General features: G+C 75.3%; 19 protein-coding genes. 5 read left to right on the top strand and 14 right to left on the bottom strand.

The genetic code is table 11. The features are described from left to right. The first annotated feature begins 10 nt into the window (after positions 1-10). From IF19_RS0124270 to IF19_RS0124280, 3 genes are read left to right on the top strand one after another with little or no spacing between them, the layout of a single operon-like run. Positions 11-1,738 carry a hypothetical protein gene (locus IF19_RS0124270; protein ID WP_030276914.1) on the top strand — a complete coding sequence of 576 codons (1,728 nt, stop codon included), beginning with the start codon at positions 11-13 and terminating at the stop codon, positions 1,736-1,738. Further along, positions 1,735-3,576 carry an ABC transporter ATP-binding protein/permease gene (locus IF19_RS0124275; protein WP_078580466.1) on the top strand — a complete coding sequence of 614 codons (1,842 nt, stop codon included), beginning with the start codon at positions 1,735-1,737 and terminating at the stop codon, positions 3,574-3,576. The genes IF19_RS0124270 and IF19_RS0124275 overlap by 4 nt, the downstream gene beginning before the upstream one ends. Beyond that, the gene (locus tag IF19_RS0124280; RefSeq protein WP_030276918.1) at positions 3,573-5,456 is read left to right on the top strand and encodes an ABC transporter ATP-binding protein; all 1,884 of its coding nucleotides are present in this window, start codon (positions 3,573-3,575) and stop codon (positions 5,454-5,456) included. The genes IF19_RS0124275 and IF19_RS0124280 overlap by 4 nt, the downstream gene beginning before the upstream one ends. Positions 5,457-5,482: 26 nt before the next feature. Here the strand turns inward: IF19_RS0124280 and IF19_RS0124285 are convergent, their stop codons facing one another. The 3 genes from IF19_RS0124285 to IF19_RS0124295 all read right to left on the bottom strand — a co-directional run bounded on the left by IF19_RS0124285 (position 5,483) and on the right by IF19_RS0124295 (position 10,744). Then, positions 5,483-7,948, bottom strand: coding sequence for a SpoIIE family protein phosphatase (locus IF19_RS0124285; protein WP_030276919.1), 2,466 nt, complete (start codon positions 7,946-7,948; stop codon positions 5,483-5,485). Positions 7,949-8,079: 131 nt separating this feature from the next. Further along, entirely contained in the window at positions 8,080-9,333 is a 1,254-nt protein-coding gene (locus IF19_RS0124290) for a glycoside hydrolase family 26 protein (RefSeq protein WP_030118455.1), read from the bottom strand. Between the two features lie 121 nt (positions 9,334-9,454). Then, positions 9,455-10,744, bottom strand: coding sequence for a cytochrome P450 (locus tag IF19_RS0124295; RefSeq protein ID WP_030118456.1), 1,290 nt, complete (start codon positions 10,742-10,744; stop codon positions 9,455-9,457). Between the two features lie 231 nt (positions 10,745-10,975). Here IF19_RS0124295 and IF19_RS0124300 point away from each other — a divergent pair, with 231 nt between their 5' ends. Both IF19_RS0124300 and IF19_RS0124305 read left to right on the top strand, forming a co-directional pair. Next, the gene (locus IF19_RS0124300; RefSeq protein WP_030118457.1) at positions 10,976-11,449 is read left to right on the top strand and encodes a tyrosinase family oxidase copper chaperone; all 474 of its coding nucleotides are present in this window, start codon (positions 10,976-10,978) and stop codon (positions 11,447-11,449) included. A gap of 19 nt (positions 11,450-11,468) precedes the next feature. Beyond that, a complete protein-coding gene (locus IF19_RS0124305; protein ID WP_030118458.1) occupies positions 11,469-12,332 on the top strand; it encodes a tyrosinase family protein in 864 nt (287 codons plus the stop codon). A 63-nt stretch (positions 12,333-12,395) separates the two neighbouring features. Here the strand turns inward: IF19_RS0124305 and IF19_RS0124310 are convergent, their stop codons facing one another. From IF19_RS0124310 to IF19_RS0124360, 11 genes are all read right to left on the bottom strand, one after another. Beyond that, positions 12,396-12,680 (bottom strand): chaplin, encoded by a 285-nt coding sequence (locus tag IF19_RS0124310; protein WP_030188449.1) that lies wholly within the window; start codon positions 12,678-12,680, stop codon positions 12,396-12,398. A gap of 140 nt (positions 12,681-12,820) precedes the next feature. Next, positions 12,821-13,969 carry a GNAT family N-acetyltransferase gene (locus IF19_RS0124315; RefSeq protein WP_030276920.1) on the bottom strand — a complete coding sequence of 383 codons (1,149 nt, stop codon included), beginning with the start codon at positions 13,967-13,969 and terminating at the stop codon, positions 12,821-12,823. Continuing rightward, complete coding sequence (locus tag IF19_RS0124320) at positions 13,966-14,637, bottom strand: YveK family protein (RefSeq protein ID WP_030276921.1); 672 nt, start codon at positions 14,635-14,637, stop codon at positions 13,966-13,968. The genes IF19_RS0124315 and IF19_RS0124320 overlap by 4 nt, the downstream gene beginning before the upstream one ends. Beyond that, positions 14,634-15,770 carry a glycosyltransferase gene (locus IF19_RS0124325; protein WP_030276923.1) on the bottom strand — a complete coding sequence of 379 codons (1,137 nt, stop codon included), beginning with the start codon at positions 15,768-15,770 and terminating at the stop codon, positions 14,634-14,636. The genes IF19_RS0124320 and IF19_RS0124325 overlap by 4 nt, the downstream gene beginning before the upstream one ends. After that, positions 15,767-16,576, bottom strand: a complete 810-nt coding sequence (locus tag IF19_RS0124330; protein ID WP_030188459.1) for a polysaccharide deacetylase family protein — start codon at positions 16,574-16,576, stop codon at positions 15,767-15,769. The genes IF19_RS0124325 and IF19_RS0124330 overlap by 4 nt, the downstream gene beginning before the upstream one ends. Beyond that, positions 16,566-18,281, bottom strand: a complete 1,716-nt coding sequence (gene murJ, locus IF19_RS0124335; RefSeq protein WP_030276925.1) for a murein biosynthesis integral membrane protein MurJ — start codon at positions 18,279-18,281, stop codon at positions 16,566-16,568. Before murJ ends, IF19_RS0124330 begins: the two co-directional genes overlap by 11 nt. Next, a complete protein-coding gene (locus IF19_RS0124340; RefSeq protein WP_030276927.1) occupies positions 18,278-19,636 on the bottom strand; it encodes an O-antigen ligase family protein in 1,359 nt (452 codons plus the stop codon). The genes murJ and IF19_RS0124340 overlap by 4 nt, the downstream gene beginning before the upstream one ends. Before the next feature lie 2 nt (positions 19,637-19,638). Then, positions 19,639-20,958: an exopolysaccharide biosynthesis polyprenyl glycosylphosphotransferase gene (locus IF19_RS0124345; RefSeq protein ID WP_234313226.1), complete on the bottom strand. Its 1,320-nt coding sequence runs from the start codon at positions 20,956-20,958 to the stop codon at positions 19,639-19,641. Between the two features lie 152 nt (positions 20,959-21,110). After that, entirely contained in the window at positions 21,111-22,286 is a 1,176-nt protein-coding gene (locus IF19_RS0124350) for a glycosyltransferase (RefSeq protein WP_372340745.1), read from the bottom strand. Positions 22,287-22,703: 417 nt separating this feature from the next. Then, complete coding sequence (locus IF19_RS0124355; protein WP_030276929.1) at positions 22,704-23,753, bottom strand: polyprenyl synthetase family protein; 1,050 nt, start codon at positions 23,751-23,753, stop codon at positions 22,704-22,706. Beyond that, complete coding sequence (locus IF19_RS0124360; RefSeq protein WP_030118473.1) at positions 23,750-24,832, bottom strand: tetratricopeptide repeat protein; 1,083 nt, start codon at positions 24,830-24,832, stop codon at positions 23,750-23,752. Before IF19_RS0124360 ends, IF19_RS0124355 begins: the two co-directional genes overlap by 4 nt. Between the last annotated feature and the right edge of the window lie 18 nt (positions 24,833-24,850).

Consider the following 24,850-nt stretch of genomic DNA (forward strand, 5'->3'; position numbering starts at 1 on the left):
GCGCGCTGCCATGCCTGACGTACCGGACCGAGCCGCCGTCCCCACCCGAGATCCGCGCGCGGAGCCGCCGGGCGGATTCGCCGCGAAGGATCCGGCCGGATCGTCCGCCGGCGCGCCGGACTGCCTGGGCCGGGCACTCGCCGATGCCCGCTCGCCGCGGGTTCCGGCGCTCTCCCCGTACGTCCCGGAGCGCCCGTTTCCGTGGAGCGGCCCGGGGCTGCCGCTCTCCGCTGGCGGTCGGCGGCAGACCGATGCGGCGGCGGCCTTCGGAGGGCCCCGGGGGAGGGCCGCCGCCGGTGCGCGTACCGACTCCGGTCCCGGCTCCGTCGTCACCGGCTTTGCCACGGTGGGCGCCGCCCCCATCCGTCACGACGCCCCGCTCGACCTCGCCCGCCTGTTGAGGCTCTCCCTTGCCGCGCCCGCCGGAACGTCCGGGCGACTGCGTCCCGTTCCCTCGGCAGGGGCCCTGCACCCGGTCCGGGCCCACCTGCTCGTCGGCCCGGGGTGCTCACTGCCGCCGGGCCGCTACGCGTACGACCCGCACACCCACCGGGCCCACCCGCGCGGCCCGGCCCCGGACGGCGTACCTGTGGGGGCGCTGGCCGTGCTCACGGTGGCGGCTTCCCGTACGGTCGCCCACTACGGTCACCGGGCCTGGCCGCTGCTGCTGCTCGACGCGGGCCATGCCGCCGCGGCGCTCGCGCAGGCCGGTCCGCCGACCGCCGACGTGCTGGTCTGCCTCGACGCCGACGGGGCCCTGCTGTCCGCTGCGGCAGGACTGCCCCGCGCCCCGGCCCGGCACAGCGAATGGCAGGCGGCGGAACTCGAACCGCCCCTCGCCGCAGTGTGGTTCACGCCTTCCGGTGGCCCTGTGCGGACCATCGATCCACTGAGCGCCTGGGCAACCCGGGGCCGAGCATCAGCACCGGTGCGTGTCCCCGGCCCCCCGATCGCCCAGCCCCGCGAACTCAGCCGCACACAGCGCCTGTTGAGCCTCCTCGCGCAAGCTCCGGCTCGTCCCGCCGGTACGTGGCACCCGGCATCCCGCCCGGAAGGCGTGACCGGGAAGACCCTCACGACCCGCCGGAGCGCGCCGCCCGACGACCTGCGCCGCCCGCCTGAACGGGAGTTGCTCGCCAGTGTCCTCACCACCGCCCGGACGGCGAGCCCGGCCGGGCCCGACTGGACGGTGGTGACCGGGGGCGCTGCCCCGGCCCTGTACACGGCGAGCCCGGGAAGACCCGGCCTTCTTCTCCACGCTCACGGAGACGCACGCCCCACCCTCGCCCACTGGGCCGCCCGTCAGACGTGGATCGGCACGACGGGGGCGGTCCTCCTCGCGCACGGCTGCCCCGACGACGCCTCGCCCGCCGAGGTCCGCATCAGCCATCTCGCCGCCGGATACGCGATCGGCCTGGCCCAGACCCACGCGACTGCCCTGGGGCTGCGGTCCCGGCCCATCGGCTCCTGGCAGCAGGCGGACCTCGGAGCGGCGTTGGGCGAAGCGCCCGGACGCGACTGGATCGTCCACGGCCTGGCCCTCGGCGCACCCCCGGCGAAAACGACGACACCACCCGCCACCCGTACAGCGACACCCCTCACCCCCCGTACGGCGACAGCCCCTGCCGCCCCTACCGCAGCCCCGCGCGCCACCCGGCCCACGCCGCACTCCACCGACCCGCCCGCCCCCGGCACCACGGCCCGCACCACACCGCCCGGCGAGGAAGAACGCCCATGATGCTCCACCCCGAACTCCTCCGCGCAGCGAACACGGCACGCCGCCCCCTCGGCCTCGCCGCCGCCCTGCTCGCGGCGGTCACCGCCACCCACCTCGCCCAAGCCGTACTCCTCGCCCTCGTGCTCGCCCGGATCGCCCAAGGGGCCACGGCTGACCTCGCCCCCCTGCTCGCGGCCGTCATCGCCGTCGTCCTGGCCCGCGCCCTCCTCGGCCGCGCCCAGCGGATGACCGCCGTCACGGCCGGGGCCGCCGTACGAGTACGGCTCCGCGACACGCTGCTGCTGCGGCTCGGGGCGCTCGGCCCCACCGCCGTCACGGGGGCACGGGCCGGAGCCGTCCGGGCCGCCCTCGTGGACGGCGTCGAGGGCGTCGACGCGTACGTCTCCCGCTATCTGCCCCAGGCGCTCATCACCTGCCTGGTGCCGCCGGTGCTCCTGGTCGCCGTCGCCCTCGTCGCCCCGTACGCGGCACTCGCCCTCGGACTCGCCCTGCTGCTGGCCCTGTTGGGACCACGAGGGTGGGACCGGCTGCTCGCACGGCGCGGCAAGGACCACTGGGACTCCTACGAAGCGCTCGCCGCCGACTATCTGGAGGCCCTCCAGGGAATGCCGACCCTGCGGGCCGCCGGTGCGGTGGGGCGCGTTCGGGAGCGGCTGGAGCTGCGGTCGGCCGCTCTGCACCGGAGCACCGTCGCCAAACTGCGGGTCTCCCTCGTCGACACCGGTCTCACCGACCTGGCGGTCCAGGGCGGTACGGTCGCCGCCGTCCTCGTGGCCTGCTCCTCGGCGGCCACCGGGGCCACCGCCGCCACCGGCACCTACCTCCTGCTCCTCCTCGCCTCCGAGTGCTTCCGGCCCGTCCGCGACCTCTCCCGCGAATGGCACGCCGGCTACCTCGGTGTCTCCGCCGCCGACGGGATCGCCGCCCTGCGCACCGCCGAACCCGCCGTGCCGGACCGGGGAACCGGGACGGCGCTCTGGGACGGTCCGCCCGAAGTCCGTTTCGAGAACGTGCGCTTCACCCACCCGGGGAGCGATCGGCCTGCCCTGGACGGTGTCGCCTTCACGGCCGCCCCCGGGCGCACCACCGCCGTCGTCGGCCCGTCCGGGGCCGGAAAGTCGACCCTCCTCAGCCTGCTGCTCCGGCAACGCGACCCGGACAGCGGGATCGTCACCGTCGCCGGGACCGACACCGCCGCCTACACCCTCGCCTCGCTGCGCCGGGGCATCGCCGTGGTCTCGCAGGAGACCTACCTCTTCCACGCCACCATCGCCGAGAACCTGCGCATCGCCCGCCCGGCCGCCACCGACGGGCAACTGCGCGCCGCCGCCCGCGACGCGGGGATCGACGACGAGATCAGCCGCCTTCCGGACGGCTACGCCACGCTCGTCGGTGAACGCGGCGCCACGCTCTCCGGCGGGCAGCGTCAACGGATCGCTCTCGCGCGGGCGTTGCTCGCCGACGCCCCCGTCCTGGTCCTGGACGAGGCCACCAGCGCGGTCGACGAACGCGGCCAGGCGCGGATCGTCCGCGCGTTGTCGGCGGTCGGCCGGGACCGCACCCGCATCGTCGTCGCCCACCGGCTCGACGCCGTACGCCACGCCGACCACATCGTCGTCCTCGACGCCGGCCGGGTGGCCGCCGAGGGCGACCACGCCACGTTGCTCGCGGGCGGCGGCGTGTACGCAGCCCTCGTCGCGGCCGGACGCACCACCCGGGAAACGGACGACCCGGGACCCACCCATGAAGCGGCCGGACCCACCACCCGGAAAGCGGACGATCCGGACCCCGCCCATGAAGCGACCGGACGCACCCCACAGGAAGAACGCGCCGCATGACCACCAGCCCCGCGCCCACCCCCGCCCCTTCCGACCCCGCTCACTCGCCCGCACCTGCCTCTCCCGCCGGCCCGCCCGCGCCTGCCTCCACCCGGGCCCTCTCCGCCCCCGCCGGCACCCCGGACCACGACGTCCCGCCCGGAGCGCTCCGCTCGCTCCTCCCGGTCCTCGGCGCTCACCGCGCCACCGTGCTCCGCACCTGCCTGGCGGCCCTCGTCGACCAAGCGGCCCTGGTCGCCCTCGTCGCCCTCGCCGCGCACACGGTCGGCACCGCCGTCACCGAGCAGCGCCCGCCCGTCCCCGGAACCGTCGCCGTCCTCATCGGGCTCGTCCTGCTCCGGGCGCTGGCCACCTGGCGCGAGATGGACCTCTCGCACGACCTCGCCTACCGGGTGCTGGCCGAACTGCGCGTCCGGGTCTTCGACGGGCTGGCCCGCAGCGCCCCCGCCCGGATCGCGGGCCGGCGCAGCGGCGACCTGGCGGCCACCGCCCTCGGGGACGTCGAGGCGCTGGAGTTCTTCTACGCCCACGCCATCGCCCAACTCATCGCATCCGGAATCGTGTTCGCGGCGGCGGCCGCCGTGCTGGCCGCGCTCGGACCATGGCTCCTGCTCGCCGTCCTGCCCGCCGCGCTGCTCCTCGCCTGGTCGCCCCTGGCCGAAGCGCGCGGGCGGGCCGAGCGCGGGGCCCGGACCCGGGGCGCGCTCGCCGAGGTCTCGGCCGAGACCGTGGAGAGCGTCGACGGGCTGCGCGAGCTGCTGATGGCGGGGGCACTTGACCGCAGGCGGGCCCGGCTCCGCTCCGCCGGACGCCGGCTCGCCCGTGCCCAGCGGGCCGAACAGTCCTGGGAGACCGGGGCGGGCGCGGCCCGCGACCTCCTGGTCGTCGCCGCCGTCATCGGCGTCGTGGCCGCCGCCGCGCACGCCGCGTCCGCTGGACGGCTGGACGGGGCGTGGGCCCCGGCAGCCATGGCCCTCGCCCTGGGCGCGCTGGCCCCGGTCGCGGAGTCGGCGGCCTCGCTCGGCCGGGCGGGCGGACTGCGCGCCGCCGCCGCACGTGTCCGGGCCGCCGTGCACGCCCCGGCCCTCGCGCCCGCGCCCGCCGCCCCGCGCCCCCTGCCGCCGGGCCCGCTGGGCCTGCGCCTGCGCGGCGTACGGTTCGACTACGGGGGAGAGGCCGTGCTGGACGGCGTCGACCTGACCGTGCGGCCGGGCGAGACGGTGGCCCTCGTCGGTGCGTCCGGTGCGGGCAAGTCCACCTGCGCCCACCTCCTCGCGCGGTACTGGGACCCGGCAGACGGGGCCGTCGAACTGCTGCCCCCTGAACCGGGCCACCCCCTCGACCTGCGCGACCTCGCCGAGGACGATCTGCGTTCCGCCGTGTCCGTGGTGGGACAGGAGGCCCCGCTCTTCCACGGCACGCTCGCCGAGAACCTCCGGCTGGGTGCGCCCGACGCCACGGCCGGCGAACTGAGCGAGGTGGCCCGGATCTGCGGGGTCCGTGCCATCGCCGACGCCCTGCCCGACGGGCTCGACACTCCCGTCGGCGAGCGCGGCGCCACCCTGTCCGGCGGCCAGCGCGCCCGGGTGGCCCTGGCCCGGGGGCTGCTGGGCGGGCCGCGTGTCCTGGTCCTGGACGAGACGACGGCGCACCTGGACCACCGGGGCGACGCGGAACTGGCCGAAGCGCTCACCGCCCACTCCGCCACCCGGGCGACCCTGCTGATCGCCCACCGCCCGGCCACCGTCCGCCGAGCCGACCGGATCGCCGTGCTGGAGGGCGGGAGGATCGTCGAGGAGGGCACCTGGGACGAGCTGATCGGAGCCGACGGCCCGCTGGCCCGACTCTTCACCCGGGAGGGGAGCACCGCCACCGCCTGACGGCCCCGGCCGGGCGCCCGCCGTGCTCAGGGCAGCGGCTGCTCCGCCCAGATGATCTTCCCCTGGTCGGTGTACCGCGTCCCCCACCGGTGGGCGAGCTGAGCGACGAGGAACAGCCCGCGCCCGCCCTCGTCCGTCGTCCGCGCGTGGCGCAGCCGCGGTGAGGTGTTGCTGGCGTCGGACACCTCGCAGGTCAGCGCCGACTGGAACAGCAGCCGCAGCCGCACCGGCCCGGAGGCGTAACGGATCGCGTTGGTCACCAGTTCGCTGACGATCAGCTCCGTCGTCATCGACAGCTCCGCGATCCCCCACACCTCCAGCTGGCGGGCGACCTTCGCCCGGACCTCCCCGACCGCGGCGGGGTCCACCGGGACGTCCCACGACACCAGGTGGTCGGGGCTGAGCACGTGCGTCCGGGCGAGGAGCAGCGCGATGTCGTCCGGCTGCGGTACGGGCAGCAGCTCCTTGACCACCGCCGGGCACAGGTCCTCCAGCGGCAGGCCGGTCCGGGAGACCGCCAGGGCCAGCCGGTCCATGCCGTTCTCGACGTCCTTGTCGGCGCCCCCGACCAGACCGTCCGTGTACAGGCCCAGCAGGCTCCCCTCGGCCAGCCGGATCTCCAGCGACTCGAAGGGCAGCCCGCCCAGCCCGAGCGGAGGCCCGGACGGCAGGTCCGGGAAGCTGACCGCCCCGTCCGGGGTGACGACGACCGGCGGCGGATGGCCGGCCCGCGCCATCGTGCAGCAGCCGCTCGCCGGATCGTAGACCGCGTACAGGCAGGTGGCGCCCACCACCGTCGTACCGCCCCGCTCCGCGGGACCCGTCACCGGCTCCTCCTCGCTGAGCCGCAGGACCAGATCGTCCAGGCGGGCCAGCAGCTCGTCCGGGGGGAGGTCCATGTCGGCCAGGGTCTGTACGGCGGTGCGCAGCCGGCCCATGGTCGCGGCCGCCCCGATGCCGTGTCCCACCACATCGCCGATGACCAGGCCGACCCGGGCCCCGGACAGCGGGATCACGTCGAACCAGTCGCCGCCGACCCCGTCCTTCGCGTCGGCCGGAAGGTACGAGGACGCCACGTCCAGCGCCGTGCCGCCGCGCAGCGTGTGCGGCAGCAGGCTCTGCTGGAGCACCAGCGCCGCCGTGTGCTCCCGGGTGTAGCGGCGGGCGTTGTCGACGCAGACCGCCGCCCGCGCCACCAGTTCCCTGGCCGGCGCCACGTCGTCCTCGTCGAACGGCACCGGGTTCTGCGACCGCATGAAGGTGGTCAGCCCCAGGACGGTGTCCCGCGCCCGCATGGGTACGGAGATCAGCGAGTGCAGCCCGAACTCCCGCAGCCGGGCGGCCCGCTCCGGCTGCTCCACCGTCCACCCGTGGCTGTCCGGATCGAGGACCGGGAGCAGCACCGGGTCGCCGTCCAGCAGGAAGTGCGCGTCGTGCGGCGGCGGCACGAAGTCGACCGGCTCCCCGATCCGGACGACCGACTCCGGGCAGCCCTCCCGCACCGAGCGCATGCCCGCCCGGCGCATGGCCGGCCGATCGCCCTCGGCGGGCGGGACCGCCCCGGGCCGGTCACCGCCGAACGGGACCTCCAGCAGATCGACGAAGACGTAGTCCGCGAACCGGGGCACCGCGAAATCGGCCAGCTCCTGCGCCGTGCGGTGGACGTCCAGGGTGGAGCCGATGCTGGCCCCGGCCTCGTTCACCAGGGCGAGCAGCCGGCGCGCGTTCCACCGGTCGGTGACGTCGAGGACCATGTATCCGATGCCGATCCGCCGGTCCCGGGCGTCCGTCAGTGGGAAGAACGAGCTGGCGTACGCCCGCCTGCGATGCGGATCGGCCCAGCTCCAGCCCAGGTACTCGTAGTCCGTGATCGCCCGGCCGGTCGCCAGGACCTGTCGCATCAGCCGTTCCAGCGGGTCCGCCAGCGTCCCGGGCAGCACCTCGCCGGGCCTGCGGCCCAGCCGCTGCTCCCGGGGCACGCCGCCGAACCGCTCCAGCGTGTCGTTGATCCAGAGGTAGCGCAGTTCGGGGTCGAGGACCGCCATCCCGACCGGTGACCGGCTCAGGAAGTCGTCCAGGACGGACCCGCTCATCGTCCAGTGCGGGGTGAGTTCCCGCCCGGACACCAGGAACGCCTCCCGGCCGTCGACGGTGAACGAGGCCGAGGCCCGTACGTCGATGTCCAGTGACCGGCCGTCCCGGGCGCGCAGGGGAAGCAGCCCGCTCCACCCCGCGCCCGCCCGGCAGTGGGCGGCCACGGCGGCGGTCCGGCGAGGATCCGGGGGCCCGGTCAGCAGGAACGCGGCGGACCGGCCGACCGCCTCGGACGCCGGATACCCGAGCAGGGCCTCGGCGCCGCGGGTCCAGCCGATGACCGTGCCGTCCCCGGCGACCACCGCCGCCGCGTCGTCGGCCCTCCACGCCGGGCCGCGACCGCCCCCGGAGGGCGATGGGCCGGACCCCGTCGAGGAGCCCTCATCGGCGGACGCCATTGCACCTCACCATCCTCGGTAGATCTCCATGGTCGCGCGTCGGCCCGGACCGCGCCCGGTGCGCCGGTCCCCGCGGCGCCGCCCTCGGTCCGGGGCCGCGACGGTGTGGGCCCCACCCCCACGGGCCCGGGTCAGTGGCGGAAGCAGATCTCGCGCTCCCGCAGCCACGGCCCCAGCCACTGTGCGAACGGCACGGAGACACACCACTTGCCGGACGGCCCCGCCCCGGTCCCGGGGGAGGGCGTATCCGTCGCGGACGGGGACGGAGCGGACGGGGACGGTGCTGCCGGGGACGGGACCGGCTCGGAGGGCGTGGGCGTCGGATCCGGCGTGTCGGTGGCCGTGGGCGTCGGGTCGGGGGAGGGGGCGTCCGGTGCGGCCAGCTCGGTCATCATCGACCGGAACACCTCGGAGGACCGCGGATTGCTCGTGCACTGCCAGACGCCGTGCGGGCAGTAGTCCGTGAGCGTCTGGTAGAGCGGCTCGTGCCGGTCGATCCACTCCAGCATCCGCCGCATGTACTCGGGGTTGTCGCCGTTGCGGAAGAGGCCCCACTCCGGGAACGAGATGGGCTTGCCGTGCTCCGCGGCGAAGTCGACGTGCTTCTGCAGGCCGTACGGGTCGTTGACCTGGTCGTCGAAGGTCTCGCCGGGCGGCTGGTCGTAGGAGTCCATCCCGACGATGTCGACCACGTCATCGCCCGGGTAGCACTCGGTCCACGGCACCGCGTCCCGCCCCCGGCTCGGCGTGAAGTCGAAGCGGAACTCCTGGCCGGGAACCGCGCGCATCGCCGTGACGATGCGCTCCCAGTACGCCTTCCACGACGCGGGATCGGGGCCGCACCGGTGGGTGTAGGTCGTGCCGTTCATCTCCCAGCCGAGCACGATCACCGTGTCCGGGACGCCCAGCCCCACCAGACGCTCGGCGAGCCGGGTGAAGTGGTCGTCGTACTCACCGGCCGCACCCGCCCGGAGCAGGGCGCGGACCTGGCCGTCGGGGACCCGCTCCTCGTTGCGCTCCAGCATCGGTACGTTCAGGACGAACATCCGGTCCGCGTCCGCCCGCTTCCACTCCGCCCAGGATTCCAGGAACGCGGGGGCGCCCTCGATGTTCACCCACAGATCGCCCGGCAGGTAGGTGTGGCCCACGCGCAGCTCGGCCCCGCCGAGCCAGCGCGACAGTTCGGCCATGCGGCTGACCCCGTCCGGTCCGTAGTCCAGATACGCGCCGTGCGCCGTGTCGCCCGCCGCCCGCCGCGGCCCGGGGGCGGCGCCGTCGACGGCGTCCTGGCCGGGGGTCGGTCTGCCCGCGATGCCGCCGCCCGCCAGGAGGCTGAGGGCGAGCGCCGCGACACACGAAACGATGAGACGGCGCTTGGCCGGCATTGCTCCTCCTGGCGGTGATGAATTCCGGCGGATTCGGCCGGTGAGGAAAGAGTTTCATCATGGTGCCCCGTCCGCGCGCGAAAGAGCCCATTTATCGTATGCGGCGTTGCGGGGCTGCCGTTCAGGTGAATGTGCCGCCGAACGTGAACGGCAGCGAACCGACGCGGTTGTCGAAATTCGAATCGACGAGCTCCAGGTCACCGGTGCTCCGGACGATCGGACGCCGCTCGGTCAGTTCCCGCAGCAGAGCCGTCATTTCGAGCCGGGCCAGATGTGCGCCCAAACAGTGGTGCGGACCCCCGCCTCCGTATCCCAGGTGAGGATTCGGCGACCGGGTGATGTCGAAGTGGTCCGGCCGGGTGAAAACGGCCTCGTCGCGATTGGCGGACGCGTAGACGAGGGCGACTTTCTCGCCCGGAAGGAAAGTCCGGCCGCCCAGGGTGTGCGTGGCGGTGACGGTCCTGCGGAACTGGATGATCGGCGTCGAATACCGCACGATCTCGTCGACCGCGCCCCCGGCGTACCGGTCGAAGTCGGATCGCAGCAGCTCCCGCTGTTCCGGATGCCTGTCGAGCAGGAACACCCCGTGCGCGAGGGCGTTGCGGGTGGTCTCGACCCCGGCCACCAGCAGCAGTGAGAAGAACGCCCCCAGCTGCCGCCCCGACAGCGCCTCGCCGTCGACGTCCGCGCACACGAGCGCCGAGACGAGGTCGTCCGCCGGACGGCGGCGGCGTTCCCGGGCGAGCCGCCCCATGACGTACTGCATCCGGGCGAGGGAGGCCAGCCCCCGCCCCGGGACCCGCAGCCGGGCCCTGCCCCGGCGCTCCACGCCGACCTGCGCCGACGCGTGGTCGATCTGCTCCGCGATCCGCCTCCGGAGCGCCTGCGGGACGCCCATCAGGTCGCAGATCACCTCCAGCGGCAGCCGTACCGCCGCCGACGCCATGAAGTCCCGGGGCCGCTCGGCGATCAGCTCGTCCACCAGCCGTCCGGCGAGCCTGCCGACGTTCTCCTCGACGTCCGCCAGCAGCCGGGGAGTGAACCGGCGCGAGATGATCCGGCGCAGCGCCGCGTGCTCGGGCCCGTCCATGTTCACCATCGAGTGCCCGAACAGCGCCTTCGCCCAGCCGGCCGGCTCCGGGGTGGTCGCCCCCGGGGCGCTCGCGAAGACCTGCGGCGTACGGCTCGCGGCCCGTACGTCGGCGTGGCGCACCAGGGCGTAGAACGGCTTGCCGGAGGTACGGGCGGCGCCCGGCCGGGGAGTGAACAGAACCGGCGCGTCCGCCTCCCGCAGCAGCGCGAAGGCCCGCAGCCGCTCGGGGCGCGGCAGCCGCCAGAACGCCGGGTCGGCCAGATCGACGTCCGCCGCGCACGTCGTACGGCCTGAGGACAGCTGGTACGGGACGGTCATGCCCATCACCTCCACGGTTCGCCGCCCATGGTCCGGGCCCCGGGAGGCGATGGACCGCGCGACGCGGCCGGCCGCCGCGGCCGGCCCCGCACCCTCACACGTTTGCCGGAACGCGAGGCCCGCGCGTGCACCGTACGCCGCACGCACGAGAACTGTTTCACCACCGCCTCGTTGTCAACATCGCCACCAGAAGCACCTCGGACGAGTTAACGAGAGGCAGGCAGTCTTCCCATGAGCCCCATCCCCGAGAAACCGGGCGGCGCCCGCACCCCCACCCGCAGGATCGTGCTGCGCGGCGCCTTCACGGCCGCCGTCGCCGCGGGCACCGCCACAGCGCTGCTCCCGCTGCTCGACCACGAGCGGCCCGCCGAGGCCCGCCCCGCACCCGGTCCTGGAAGGGCCGCATCCGGATCCCCGGCCGAAGAGTTCGCCGAGATGTACCGGGGGCGGGAGATCCGGGGTACGGCGACGACCGTCGTCCCCGCCGGAGCCACCGACGACGACCGCGTGACGGTCACCGTCGAACCGTTCACCGAGATCCGTATCGACGGCAGGCCGCTGCACGTCATGCGGCGGGCGGACGGCACCTATCTGAGCGACGTCCGGCACTACGAGTCGTACCCGACGCTCCTGGAGACGGCCCGCGCCGCCGTCGACGAGCTCGGCCACGCCCGGCTCGCACCCCCCGCCGCGCACCACATGTGAACCAGGAGGACCAGCACCGGTGTACACCCGCAAGAACCAGCGCGACCTCACGCGCACCGAGAAGCGCCGGCTCGTCGACGCCATCCTGAAACTGAAGCGCTCGGGCCGCTACGACGACTTCGTCGTCATGCACCGGGAGTACTACGTCATGGACACCGAACGCCGGTCGCGCCCGGCGCACATGACGCCCTCCTTCTTCCCCTGGCACCGCCAGTACCTGCTGGAGTTCGAGAAGGCGCTCCAGCGCGTCGACGCGGGCGTCAGCGTCCCCTACTGGGACTGGACCCGGGACAACACGCCGACCTCGTCCCTGTGGGCCGAGGACTTCCTCGGCGGCAACGGCAGGCCCGGCGACCGCCGCGTCACCACCGGGCCGTTCGCCTACGCGGCCGGCAACTGGAGCGTCGGCCGGGGCGTCACGGACGAGCACTACCTCACCCGCAACTTCGGCCGTCCCGGCAGCAACCCGGTCTCGCTCCCCACCGGGGACGACCTGGCGCGGGCGCTCAAGGACCCGGTCTACGACACCGAGCCCTGGAACAGCGTGTGCACCCAGGGCTTCCGCAACCGCGTCGAGGGGTGGGGCATCCGGGGCGTACGCACCGTGGGCCTCCACAACCGCGTCCACCAGTGGGTCGGCGGGCCCATGGCGGGCGCGGCGTCCCCGGAGGACCCGGTGTTCTGGCTGCACCACTCCTTCATCGACCTCATCTGGGACCGCTGGCGCACGGCCCACCCGAAGTCCGCCTACGTCCCCGGCCGCAAGCCCGCCGACCCCGGGCCGGAGCGCGACCACGTGTTCGGGCTCGACGAGGCGATGCCCCCGTGGGGCGTGACCCCGAGGAAGCTCCTCGATCACGCAAAGGTCTACCGCTACGCCTGAGCACGTCGAAACGGCCGGCCCCCTCCGAGAGGAGGGGACCGGCCGCTTCAGTACCGCGGGTGATCAGCGGCCGTAGCCGTAGTCGCCGTCGTGGCCGCCCTTCGGGCTGTCGGCGTTGACGCAGGTGTTGCCGAAGGCGGGGTTCAGCACGCCGATCACGTTGACCGTGTTGCCGCACAGGTTCACCGGGATGTGGACCGGGACCTGCAGGACGTTGCCCGAGCCGACACCGGGGGAGCCGGCGGCGAGGCCCTGCGCACCGGCGTCCGCGGACGCCATGCCGGCGCCGCCGGCGATCAGCGCGCCGGTGCCGGCCATCACGGCGGCGACCTTCGTCATACGAGACATGGAGAACTCCTTGTAAAGAAGGGGGGTTGTGCCGCGGGCACGAGGCCCGCACCCCCTGACAACGCGAGAGACGCCGAGCGGTAACGGATCAACGCACAGGAGTTCTCCGCGACGCCGCCGTTCGGCGTACCCGAGGCGCGTCAGCGGCCGATCACCGGCAGCGCGGTCAGCCGCTCGTGCCAGGTCCGCGCCGCCGGGAAGCGGGCCTTCACCGTCTCCGCCGCCCGCTCCCGCACCGCCACCTGCGACTCACGCAGCCGCAGCAGCGGCTCCAGACCCGGCCGGGCCAGCAGCAGCCGCTGGCTGACCACAGGGGAGGGCTGCCAGTGGTTCTTGTACGACTCCGCGCCGCGCAGCAGGCTCAGCACCTCGCGGCCGCCGTCCGCGGCCTGCTGGGCGACTTCCCGCAACAGCATCGTCGACACATCGACTTTGCGTTCGCGCAGTGCCGGATCCGCGCCGTACAGATAGCCGCCCGACAGCCGCCCGGACTCCAGCGACAGGTTGGACGCCACCACCTCGCCGCCGAGCCGGAACTCGGTCAGGGCGGCCGTGCCGTTCCCCACCATCCGGCCCACGGACCGGATCAGATGGTCCGAGAACCGGGCCCGCAGATGCTCCGGATTGACGCTCCGGCCCTCCCACTGCCGCTCGTGCAGCCGCAGCAGCGTGCCCACGGCGGCGGGGATCTCCTCCCTCGGGACCCGGTGCGCCTCCACACCCAGGGCCTCGACCTTGCGCAGCTTGGACCGCAGCCGCTGGCCCCGCGAGCCCGTCAGCCGCGTCACCAGGTCGCCCAGCGGCGTCGCCGGGAGCTCCATGCACGTCGAGTCCGCCAGCCGGGCCCGGGCGCCCGCCCACCGCCCGAACAGCAACTGCGCCGACGCGTCCGGCCGGACCTCCCGCAGATCCACCACGGTGTGCCGGGCCGCCCGGTCCAGACCGCGCCCCAGCGCCCCCACCGCCCAGCCGGCCTCCTCCTCGTCCAGCAGGATGTCGAAGAAGTCCGAGATCGCCCCGCCCATCGGGACGAGCAGCGGCATCGGGCGGTGCACCAGCATCAGCGGGGCCGCCCCGATCAGCCGGCCCGCCCGGCGGACCAGCAGCACCCGCAGCCGCCCCTCCTGGCCGTAGGAGATCCACCACGAGTGCAGCCAGGCATGGCTCTGGAACGGGGTGGCGGTGGCGCACCGGCGGTGCAGCGCGTCCCATTCGGCGGCGAGCGCGCCGAACTCCCCGAAGTCCCGGCAGAGCGTCACGGCCAGCCGGCCCGCCCGGTGGGCCGTCATCGGACCGGCTCCCGGTCGTCCTGGGCGACGGCGTCCCCGGTCGCCGGAGCCGGCACCTGTGCCGAGACGCTCCACCCCGCCCCGCGCGGCCGCACCAGCAGCACGAGGCCGCCCAGCAGACCGCCGGCGGCGGCCCCCACGGCCGTGCCCAGCGGCACGGACGGCGAGACCGGCTCGTCCGGCGTCATCGCGTGCGTGAACGCGATGAGCTTCACCCCGGTGTCCTTCGAGACGTGACCGCTGCTCACCACGACGGCCTCGATGACCGCGTTAGCGATGTCGGCGGCCCGGTGCCGGTCCTCGGACGTCCCCGTCACCGCGATCATCGGCGAGTCGGGGGAGGTCTCCGACCTGACGTGGGACCGCAGCTCGCGCACCGGCTCGCCGGCCGCGCCCCGGGCGTACGAGAGCGTCGCGTCGCTCGTGGTCAGCCGCCCGTACGACTGGGCGTACCCCAGCGCCGCCGAGGGGTCCGTCTCCCCCTCCGCCACGGCCATCGCGTAGCTGGTCGCCTCGTACTGCGGGGAGGCGAGCAGACCGTACGAGAGACCGGAGGCGGCGCCGATCAGCACGGAGACGGGCAGCGGCCACCACTGCGGCAGCCGGGCGAACGCGGTGCGCAGCCGCTGGGTGACGAGGCGCCGCTGCTGCTCGGGTGAGTCGGTCATGAGAAGGCTCTCCGGTTCGGTGGGGCGGTGTCGAGGGCGTACGCGTACACGTCCATCAGGCGCTCGCTGCTGCGCCGGATGTCGTAGTGGCCGACGGCCCGGGGCGGCGGGCGGCGGTCCGTGGGGGCCTGTATCCGCTGCCGCAGCCTCGCCGTCAGCTCCTCGGGGCTCCCGGCGATCCGGGTGGCCTCCGGGGCGTGCGCGGCGGGCAGGTCGTCGATGGCCGGGCAGGCGTCGTGGAGCACCGGCAGCCCGGCGGCGAGCGCCTCCACCGCGGCGAGGCCGAAGGATTCCTCCCGGGACGTGGACACGAACACGTCCAGGGCGCTGAGCAGCGCCGGAACACCCGGGACCGGGCCCTCGCCGTCCTCGTCGCACTCGCCGAGGAACCGGACGCGGTCCACCGCCCCGAGCCGCAGCGCCAGCGTCCGCAGCGCCCCGGCCTCCGGGCCGTCCCCGGCCAGCAGCAGACGCGCCTCGGGCAGGGCGGCCACCGCGCGGATCAGCACGTCGAACCGCTTGCCCGGCACAAGCCGGCCGACGCCGCCGACCACGAAAGCGTCGGCGGGGACGTCCAGCGCGGCCCGGACCTGTGCCCGCCGCCGCGCGTCGAAGCGGAACCGGTCCGCGTCGATGCCGTTGGGCACCAGCCGGATCCGGTCGGCGGGCACCCCCCAGTCCCGCAGCCGCCCGGCCACGGTCGAGGAGACCGCGACGGTCGCCGCGCCGAGGCGTTCGGTGGACAGGTACAGGGCGCGGACGGACCGGGTGAGGGGGCGGCCCTCGATCTCGGCGCGGCCCAGCGAGTGCTCGGTCGCCACCGTCGCCCGCGCCCCCGCGAGACGGGCCGCGACCCTGCCGTACACGCAGGCCCGGTACAGATGCGTGTGGACCAGGTCGTAGCGGCCCTCGCGGATCAGCCGGGCCAGCCGGCCCACGGCCGACAGGTCCCGGTTCCCGCGCATCCCGAGGTGCGTCACCCGGACCCCGTCGTTCCGCAGCTCCTCTGCCACCGCCCCCGGGTTGGTGAGCGTCACGACGTCGCACTCGACCGGCAGATGGCGCAGCAGCAGCCGCAACTGCCGCTCGGCGCCGCCCACCCCGAGCCCGGTGATCACGTGCAGCGCCCTCATCGCGGACCGCCCGCCCGCGCCCGCCCGGCGCTGCGGTGGCCGGCCGCGGGCGACGTCACCTGGCGCAGCCCGTGCCGCAGGTCCTTCGCCCACAGCCGCACTCCCCGGTCCGCCTGGCTGATGTGGGTGCGGGGGAGGGCGAACCGGCTGAGCAGCGGCCCCGGGGCCAGCGCGCACGCGTAGCCGTAGCCCGCCGTGCGCGCGGCGTCGGCCACCCGGCGGTCGACGTAGCCGTACGGGTAGCAGAAACCCTCCGGGAGCGAGCCGGTGAGATCGCCGATCAGTTCCCGGCTGTGCCGGGTCTCGCGGCGCAGCTCCTCGTCCGTGAGCGCCGTCAGGTCCTGGTGGCAAAGGCCGTGCGAACCGACCTCCATGCCCGCCGCGGCGACCCGTCGCACGTCCTCGTGGGTGAGGAGCGGTTTGCGCGGGCCGAGCGGATCCCACTCGTTGACGCCGCCCGGCCGGCCCGGCAGCACGAACACCGTCGCCCGGAAACCGTGCCGGCGCAGCACCGGCAGCGCCTCGTCCAGGAAGTCCGCGTACCCGTCGTCGAAGGTCAGCCCGACCAGCCCGCGCCGCCCCGCCCCGGCGCGCAGCAGCTCGGAGACGCCGACTCCTCTCAGCCGCCGGCCGCGCAGCCAGGACAACTGCTCGTCCAGGCGGTCGGGGGAGACGGTGATGCCGTACGGGTCGTCGCCCGGATCCGTCACCGAGTGGTACGTGAGGATCCACGGCTGACGGCGTGTGTGCGGGCGCGGCCGGGACGGGGGAGCGTCAGCGCGGGGTGCCGGGGTGTCAGCGGCCATCGAGGAACCTCCGTCGGATCGGTACCAGCAGGGATGTGAGCTCGGGGGAGCGCAGGGCGAGGCCGGTCAGGAGGAACACGGCGGGGACGAGGAGGCACCCGGCCGCAAGGCTCAGCACCGGGTCCGGTACGAGCGGGGCGCACGCCCACCCGGCCGCGCCCGCCGCCAGCGACGCCCCGGCGAGCCGGCCCAGCGAGAACGCCACCGACCGGGCCCGGATCGGGACGACCCGGGTGCCGAGGCCCATCAGGAGCAGCAGGGCGGTCGTGCTGATCCCGAGCGCGTTGGCGGTCGCGATGCCGTCCACCCCGAAGCGGTACGTCAGCGCGTACCCGGCCCCCGTCGTGACGACCAGCCCGGTGCCCATGGCGAATGCCGGGAACCAGGTGGGCCGCCCCGACGAGAAGAACGGCCGGCTCAGCGCCCCGACCAGGCAGTGGCCGAGCAGCCCCAGCGCGTAGACCCGCATGACCTGGGCGGTGGAGCCGGTGTCGGAGGCGTCGAACGCGCCGCGCTGGAAGAGCACTTCGATGATCTGGGGCGCGTAGCCGAGGACGACGCCCGTTCCGAGCAGCACCACCGTCCCGGCCAGCGCCAGATCCCGCTCGACCCGCAGCCGGGCCTTCTCCCGCTCCCCGGCGGCCATCGCCCGCGCGACGACCGGGAAGGTGACGGTGCAGATCATCAGCGACAGCACCATCGGGAGCTGCGCGACCTTCTGCGCGTAGTTCAGGTGCGAGATCGCGCCGGCCGGCAGCGTGGAGGCGAGGAACCGCTCCACCAGCACCTGGGACTGCCGGCTCACCACGAACAGGATCACCGGGGCCAGCACCGCGAACCCCAGCGGCGGAGCGGTCCGCGTCGCACGCGTGCCGAACCGGCGCGGTCGGGGGCGGCGGAGCGGTACGAACCTGAGGAACACGGGAAGCTGGGTGAGGATCATCAGCACGCTGCCGAGCGCGACCCCGGCCGCCGCCGCCCGCACCCCCCACACCGCGTGCAGGGCCAGCGTCGTCCCGATGATGCCGACGTTGTACGCGACGTAGACCCCGGCGGGCGGCAGGAAGCTGCGGTGGGCGCGCAGCGCGGCGCTGAAGTAGCCGGTGATCCCGAAGGTGAGGACCGTGACGGCGGTCAGCCGGGTGCAGTCCACCGCGAGACGGGGGTCGGCGAGCCCGGGGGCCAGCACCCCCACGACCCAGGGGGCGCCCGCGATGAGCAGCGCCGCGCCGCCGGACAGCAGCAGGAACAGGCGCGGGAGCGTGGCCGCGACCAGCTCCCGCACGGGGTCGGACGCCTCGGCGTCCCCGACGCCGACGGTGATCTCTTTCCCGGCCCCGGCCCCGGCCCCGGCGGCGGCGCCCCGACGGCTCAGGGCGAGGCTGAACGCGGGGACGAGGAGCAGCGCCATCCCGTCCTCGATCAGCAGCGTCGCCGCCATCTCCGGCACGGTCCAGGCGATCAGGAAGGCGTCGCTCGCGTCGCTCGCTCCGAAATACCGGGCGATCGCCTGGTCCCGTACCAGTCCCAGGGCGGCGCCCAGCACGGTCAGCACGGCCGTCGCCGCCGCCGCGCGGGCCAGGAACGATCCGAGCCGGGGCGGCTCGCCGCCACCGGCCTCCCGAGGGGCGGCGGGGGCCGGGAGCAGGGGAGCGCCGGGCCCCGGCCGGGCCCCGGCCTCCGTCTCCGTACCGGTGTCGCTCACGCGGCGCCCACCCGCTCCGGCTCGGCCAGCGCCCACCAGGCGGCGAGTCCCAGCACCACGCCGCTCAGCACGGTGGTGGGTCCGCCGATGTCCGCGTACAGGAAGTTGACGCTCTGCCAGACCATCAGGGCGACCGCGACCAGACCGCAGTCCACGGCGGCGTGCCCGCGCGCACGGGCGCGGCGCAGCCTGCGGACCGCGCCGACCAGGATCGCCGCCCAGCTGCCGACGAGCGCGGTCAGCCCGACGAGGCCCTGTTCGCCGAGGACCAGGAGGTACATGTTGTGCGGGGAGAGCAGGGCCTGGCGGCGGAACGCCTGGCCCGCCCCGGCGGTGTCGCTGCCGGAGGAGAGGCCGATGGAGGCGTGGGCGTCGCGGTGGGCGGGGAAGCCCTTGAGACCGACCCCGGTGACGGGCCGCTCGCGCCACATCGCGCCCGCCGCGCTCCACATGGCGTAGCGGTCGCTGACCGACCGGTCCGGGGTGCTGGTCACCCGGGTCACGCTCGCCGCCCGGTCCGCGATCATCTCCGAGCCGACGCCGAACCCGCCGACCAGCACCACGCCCGCCGCCCCGAGCACGGCCAGCGACGTCAGCGCCTGCCGCCGCCCGGCCAGCGCCAGGGCCACCAGGAGCGCGACGCCCGTGGCGATCCACACGCCCCGGCTGAACGACAGCATCAGCGGGACGACCAGCGCGACGGCGAGCACGGCGGCGGCCGGCCGCAGCCAGGACGGGGCGGCACGCGGCGTGCGCAGCGCACAGGCCGCCGCGGCGAGCAGCCCGTAGGCGACGACGGTCGCCATGCCCATGATGTCGCTGGGGCCGAAGGTGCCGACCGCGCGGACGTCCTCGCCCATGTACGAGGCGCCGGTCCCGGTGACGTACTGGTGGACGCCCGTGACCCCCTGGACGACCGCCAGGAGGACGAGCGACCCGCCGACGACCCGGAATCCGTACGCGTCCCGGAGCAGCAGGAACACCGCGACCGGCACGAGCACGAAGACCTGGAGGTAGCGCACGAGCCCGGGCACGGCCGCCGCCGGGTCCGCCGCCGTGACGGTGGCCACCGCGAAGCCCGCGGCGGGCAGCCCCAGCACCAGCGCGGCGGTGGCGCTCAGCGGACGGCGGCGCAGGTACAGCAGCCGCCCCCCGCACACGAGCACCGCGAGGCCCGACGCCAGGTCGGCCGGACCGCCCCCGCCCGAGGCCCCGTAGGGCAGGGCCGGCAGCAGGACGGTGGCGACGAGGGGCAGCAGCGGCCAGCGCTCCCGCCACCCGCCCCACCGCGCGCGGGGGAGCGCTCCGGGACCGGCCTGCGCCGGGGCGGTGGGCGGGGTGAGGACGGCCGCCATGGTCAGCTGCCTCCGAGGCGGAACAGGGAGCCCGCCGTCCGCGCCAGCACGCACGCGTCCTGCCACAGCGACCAGGTCTCGATGTAGTGGTTGTCGAAGCGGGCCCGCTCCTCGATCGAGGTGTCCCCCCGCAACCCGTTGACCTGGGCCAGTCCCGTGATGCCCACGGGCATCCGGTGGCGGGCCTGGTAGCCGGGGTGCACGCGGCTGAACTGCGCTACGAAGAAGGGGCGTTCAGGTCGAGGGCCGACCATGCTCATGTCGCCGCGCAGGACGTTCCACAGCTGCGGCAGCTCGTCGAGGGAGGTTCGCCGCAGCGCCCTGCCGACCCGGCTCATCCGCTCGTCGGAGGAGACGTTCCACCGGGTGGCCGACTCCTGGGCGTCGGCGGGCCGCAGCGTGCGGAACTTCAGGAGGACGAAGGTGCGCCCGTGCCGGCCCACGCGCTCCTGCCGGAAGACCACCCCGGGGCCGTCGGCGAGCCGTACGGCCAGGGCGCAGGCCGCCATCACCGGGGCCGCCAGCAGGAGGCCGAACGCGGCGAGGACCGCGTCCACCGCGCGCTTCGCCGCGTGGCCGACGGGGCGGTCCGTCCCGTCGCTGAGCGGCCGGACGGTGAAGCCCCACAGGTGGTCGGGGCGGGCGTCCGCCGGGGCGGACGCGGTGGCGCCGGGCCCGGTGACCAGCCACACCCGGCACCCGTGCCCGGAGAGCAGGGACAGGAGGGCGGGACCGTCCGGCGTCGCCTCGGGCGGCGCGGTGAACACCGCGTGCCGCACGCTGTTCTGCACGACGGCCCGCCCCACCTCCTGCGGCGAGACCAGGACCGGCAGCGGTACGGCGCCCGTGGCCCGGTCCTCGTCGCCGGCCCCCGGCGCCACGACGAGCCCGACGGGCCGCAGCCCGTACGCGGGGTGGTCGTACAGGGCCGCCGTCACCTGGCGGGCCTGCGCGCCCTGGCCCACGACCAGCGTGGACAGCGGGCGGCGGACGGCGGCCCGCCGCCGGGCCCGGTGCACCGCCGCACGCCCGGCGCAGCCCAGCGCGGTCTGCGTACCGGCTCCGCAGGCGAGGACCGTCCAGCCGATCGCCTGCTGCGGCGCCCAGGCGTCCAGCACCTCCATGGCCACGTACCACTGTAGGAGGGCGAGGCCCAGGAGCGCGGGGAGTTCGGAGAGGACCGAGGGGGACAGCCGCCTGCGGTACAGGCCCCGGTGCGCGAAGAGCAGGAGTTGCGCCACCGCCTGGAGGGCCACCAGCGGCCAGGGCCACGCCACGGGGACGGCCAGGGCGACCGCCGCGACGGGGGCGAGGGCGTCCACGCACAGCAACGGCGTGATCCGCCCGCACCGGACGGCGCGCCGCCCACCGGGCCGCACCTGTGCACCGCCGCCGCTTCTTCGCGGCGGATGAACCGTGTGAGCCTGCACGGCCGTTGCCTGGCCGGCTCCGGGAGCCGGTGCACTCTCCATCGTCATCGCTCGGTGCGCTTCCTCGTCGTAAGGGCGGACGTGCCGACAAGTTCCTGGTAGAGACCGGCGATCGCCCCGGCGGTCCGGCGGACGTCGAACGCCGTCCGGGTGTGGCGCAGGCCCCGGCGTGAGACCGCCTCACGCAGTGCGTGGTCGGTGAGCAGCGCGGTGAGCGCCCGGGCCAGCGCGGCCGGGTCCTCCGGCGGTACGAGGCAGTGCTCCTCATGGCCGGGCGGCAGGCTTTCCCGCGCGCCGTTCACGTCGGTCAGCAGCACGGGGCGGCCGCAGGCCATCGCCTCCAGCGGGGCCAGTGCCATGCCCTCCCAGCGGGAGGGCAGCACCAGGACGTCGGCGGCGTGGAGCCACGGCCGGACGTCCGCGCAGGCCCCGGTGAAGAGCACGCCCGGCGGCGCCGCCTCCTCCAGGGCCTTCCGGTCGGGTCCGTCGCCCACCAGCACCAGCCGGGCCCCGGGCACCGCCGTCCGGCGCCAGGCGCGCAGCAGGACGTCCTGGCCCTTCTGGCGGGTCAGCCGGCCGACGCAGACGACCAGCGGGGCATCACGGTCGGCGTCGCGCGGCAGGGGCAGCAAGGCGCGGGCCCCGTCCCGGTCCGCGCGGCTGCCGGGACGGAAGCGGTCGAGGTCGATGCCGTTGTGGACGACCGACCAGCGGGCGGCGATGCCCGCCTCCTGGCCGGTGCGGCGTTCGGATTCGCTGACGCACAGGATGTGATCGGCCCACCGGGCCCCGAACCGTTCCCAGCCGAGGGCCAGAGCGCCGGTGCGTCCGTCGACCGCCTCGAACGACCAGGCGTGCGGCTGGAACACGGTGGGGACCCGGCCGCGCACCGCGACGCGGCCCGCCAGCCCGGCCTTGGCGCTGTGGGCGTGCACCACGTGCGGACGGCTCGCACGGACGATCCGGCGCGCGGCGGCGACCTCGCGGGCCAGCCCCGGCCCGGGGGCGCGGGTGGCGTGCCAGTCGTGCACCTCGGCGCCGGCCTTCGCCGCCTCCCGGGCCAGCGGGCCGCCGGGCGGGCAGGCCACCACGGGCCGCAGCCCGGATCCGGCCTGGGCCCGGACGAGATCGGTGACCACCCGGGCCACTCCGCCGTCCACGGGCTGAACCAGATGAAGGACCGTCACTTGTCTTTCCTCGGTACGACGCATGTGCAGCACGCACGGCTCTCTTCGCTCAATCCGGTGAGTAAAGCCGAGGTGCACTTTGGCAGATATGTGGCGAAATGGTGCGTGTGACTCGCTCATACGACCACATGGGGATTGCGTGTGCAGATGGGCCGTACGGGTGACCGGAGGCAGGCGCGGTGCGGGCCCGGAGCCTGCGAAGCCCAGTGGCGCCAAGGCCCCGAGGGGCCCGCGCGGCGGGAGCGCGACGTGCGATCCGTACGGCCGCCGCCAGGCATACCGTCGGCCTTTTCCCTCGGGCACACACCACCGATCGCCGCAATCGATGGCCGCACCACCCATCGCCTGCCGCCCCTCCCGCCCCGGCGGCCCGGGGCGCGGTCGTCCGGGACGCGGAAGCGCCCCGGACGGTGTCCGGGGCGCTTTCGGTGACGGTCGGGGGAGGGCGGGTCAGCCGGTACGGTCCACGAGGTACGGGATCAGCGTGAGCAGGTCCTCCCGCGCCGGGCGGGCCAGCTGCACCCGGTCCAGGCAGGAGCGGGCGGCGGCCAGGTGCTCGTGCGCCTCGCCGAGCGCCGCCGCCCGCCCGCCGGCCTCGTCGATCAGGTCGGCGGCGTGCCGGGCCGCCCGGTCGTCGAGCGGTCGGTCGCGGGAGAGCAGCGCGTCCAGGCGCCGGGCCGCCGGGTGGTCGGCCGACAGGGCCGCGAGCACCGGATACGTCTTCTTGAGCCGCCGTAGGTCGCTGTGGACCGGTTTGCCGGTCTCCAGCGGATCGCCCCAGATCCCGAGCAGGTCGTCCACCGCCTGGAACGCCACCCCCACATGGCGGCCCGCCAGGTCCAGCGCCTCCACGGTGGCCGCCGGGGCGCCCGCCAGTGCCGCGCCCAGAGCAGCCGCGCAACCGAGCAGGGAGCCCGTCTTGTGCGTGGCCATCGCCCGGTACTCGTGCGGCAGGACGGCCCCCGGCCCGGTCCACGGCCGCGTCTCGAAGAGCAGGTCCTGCGCCTGGCCGTGCACCAGATCGCCCAAGGCGCGCGCCAGGTGGCGCACCGCCGCGGGACTGGCGTCGCCCGGCGCCTCCGCCAGCGTGGAGACGGCGAGGGCGAACAGGGCGTCGCCCGCGAGGACCGCCGGCCCGGTGCCGTACGCCTTCCAGAGCGTCGGCCGCCGACGGCGGGTCTCGTCGCCGTCCATGATGTCGTCGTGGATCAGCGAGAAGGTGTGGATCAGCTCCACGGCCACCGCCCCCGGCACCGCGTCCGCCGCGCTGCCGCCGGCCGCCTCCGCGCCGAGCACCGCGAGAGCCTGCCGGACCCCTTTGCCCTGCGAGCCGGGCAGCGGCTCACCGCCGGTCCCGCGCCAGCCGAGCGAGAACGCCGCCGTCTCCGCGTGCCACGGGTGCAGCCGCCCCACCGCCTCCACGAGCGCGGGGCGCACCAGTTCGCGGCACCGGTCCAGTATGTGCGGGGCTCCCGCCCGCCGGGCCGTGGAGAGCGTCATCGGCGGCCGTCCCCGGCGCCGGCGGACGCGGTCTCCGCGCGTTCGGGCGACGCGGGTTCCACGCCCAGTTCGGCGTACGCCCTCTCGACCATCTCGCGGGCGTTGAGCAGCCCGATCCGGTCGAGCCTGCCGCGCAGTTCGTCCAGGTCGGCCGCGGTGGCCTCGCGGTCCCGGCCGAGCCGGGCCCGCGCCTTCACCAGGCCGAGGGAGGCCAGGGCCTCGCCCCGGGGCTCGTCCATCGCGCGGAACTCGCCGAGCGCCTGCTCGTAGACCTCGCGCGCCTCCGCGTACCGCCCGGCGCGGAACAGCACGTTGGCCCGCATCTTGTGGTTGTACGCCAGCGCACTGGAGAGGTTCATCTTCCGGCAGGTGGCCTCGGCCTCGGAGAGCAGGCCGAGGGCGCGGGCCGTGGCCCCGTCCCGGAGGGAGACGATGTCGGCGATGCCGCGCAGCGCCCAGGCCCGGCCCCGGCGGTCGTCCGCCGCGCCCGCCAGCTCCGCGGCCTCCTCGAACATCTCCAGAGCCGAGTCCAGCGAACCGGTGTTGCGGTGGATCTGCGCGATCCCCTCCAGCGCCCAGACGGTGTGCCGGGCCTCGCCCCTGGCCCGGGCCTCGGCGAGAAGCTGCTCGTGCAGCGTGGCGACGGTGGCGTAGTCGCCCTGGATCCGGCCGGTCTCGGCCAGACCGGCCAGCGAGTAGCCCCGGGCGACCACGTCGCCGCCCCGTTTCCCCGCCTCGGCGGCGAGCCCGAGCAGCCGGAACGCGAGCCGCAGCGAACCGCGTTGACGTGCCAGCGTGCCGCCGCTCCACAACGCCCAGGCCATCGCCCCGGTGTTCCCGGCCGACCGTGCGGCCCGGTAGCTCGCCTTCCAGGCCCGGTCCGCCTCCGCGACGTGTCCGAGCCTGCGGTGCGCCTCGGCCACGGCGAGCCCCGCGCGCGCCACCTCCTCCTGCGATCCGGAGCGTTCGGCCCGCTTCAAGTGGCGTACGCCTTCGGCCAGTACATCGGTGAGGGAGGCGTTCACCGACATCCTGGTGAGCGCTCCCTGGTACTCGGGCGCCAGTGCCTTGGTCTGCATGGGTGCCTTCCGCGCGGT

The sequence above is a fragment of the Streptomyces californicus genome (genome assembly GCF_000717645.1).
In the GTDB taxonomy this organism is placed as follows: domain Bacteria; phylum Actinomycetota; class Actinomycetes; order Streptomycetales; family Streptomycetaceae; genus Streptomyces; species Streptomyces californicus.

Excerpts from the sequence above, each read along its gene's own strand:
- IF19_RS0124355 (WP_030276929.1), bottom strand. The coding sequence starts at position 23,753 with ATGACGCTCTCCACGGCCCGGCGGGCGGGAGCCCCGCACATACTGGAC.
- IF19_RS0124300 (WP_030118457.1), top strand. The coding sequence starts at position 10,976 with ATGAGCCCCATCCCCGAGAAACCGGGCGGCGCCCGCACCCCCACCCGC.
- IF19_RS0124330 (WP_030188459.1), bottom strand. The coding sequence starts at position 16,576 with ATGGCCGCTGACACCCCGGCACCCCGCGCTGACGCTCCCCCGTCCCGG.
- IF19_RS0124290 (WP_030118455.1), bottom strand. The coding sequence starts at position 9,333 with ATGCCGGCCAAGCGCCGTCTCATCGTTTCGTGTGTCGCGGCGCTCGCC.
- IF19_RS0124275 (WP_078580466.1), top strand. The coding sequence starts at position 1,735 with ATGATGCTCCACCCCGAACTCCTCCGCGCAGCGAACACGGCACGCCGC.
- IF19_RS0124270 (WP_030276914.1), top strand. The coding sequence starts at position 11 with ATGCCTGACGTACCGGACCGAGCCGCCGTCCCCACCCGAGATCCGCGC.
- IF19_RS0124320 (WP_030276921.1), bottom strand. The coding sequence starts at position 14,637 with ATGACCGACTCACCCGAGCAGCAGCGGCGCCTCGTCACCCAGCGGCTG.
- IF19_RS0124285 (WP_030276919.1), bottom strand. The coding sequence starts at position 7,948 with ATGGCGTCCGCCGATGAGGGCTCCTCGACGGGGTCCGGCCCATCGCCC.
- IF19_RS0124295 (WP_030118456.1), bottom strand. The coding sequence starts at position 10,744 with ATGACCGTCCCGTACCAGCTGTCCTCAGGCCGTACGACGTGCGCGGCG.
- IF19_RS0124360 (WP_030118473.1), bottom strand. The coding sequence starts at position 24,832 with ATGCAGACCAAGGCACTGGCGCCCGAGTACCAGGGAGCGCTCACCAGG.
- IF19_RS0124280 (WP_030276918.1), top strand. The coding sequence starts at position 3,573 with ATGACCACCAGCCCCGCGCCCACCCCCGCCCCTTCCGACCCCGCTCAC.
- IF19_RS0124310 (WP_030188449.1), bottom strand. The coding sequence starts at position 12,680 with ATGTCTCGTATGACGAAGGTCGCCGCCGTGATGGCCGGCACCGGCGCG.
- IF19_RS0124315 (WP_030276920.1), bottom strand. The coding sequence starts at position 13,969 with ATGACGGCCCACCGGGCGGGCCGGCTGGCCGTGACGCTCTGCCGGGAC.
- IF19_RS0124325 (WP_030276923.1), bottom strand. The coding sequence starts at position 15,770 with ATGAGGGCGCTGCACGTGATCACCGGGCTCGGGGTGGGCGGCGCCGAG.
- IF19_RS0124340 (WP_030276927.1), bottom strand. The coding sequence starts at position 19,636 with ATGGCGGCCGTCCTCACCCCGCCCACCGCCCCGGCGCAGGCCGGTCCC.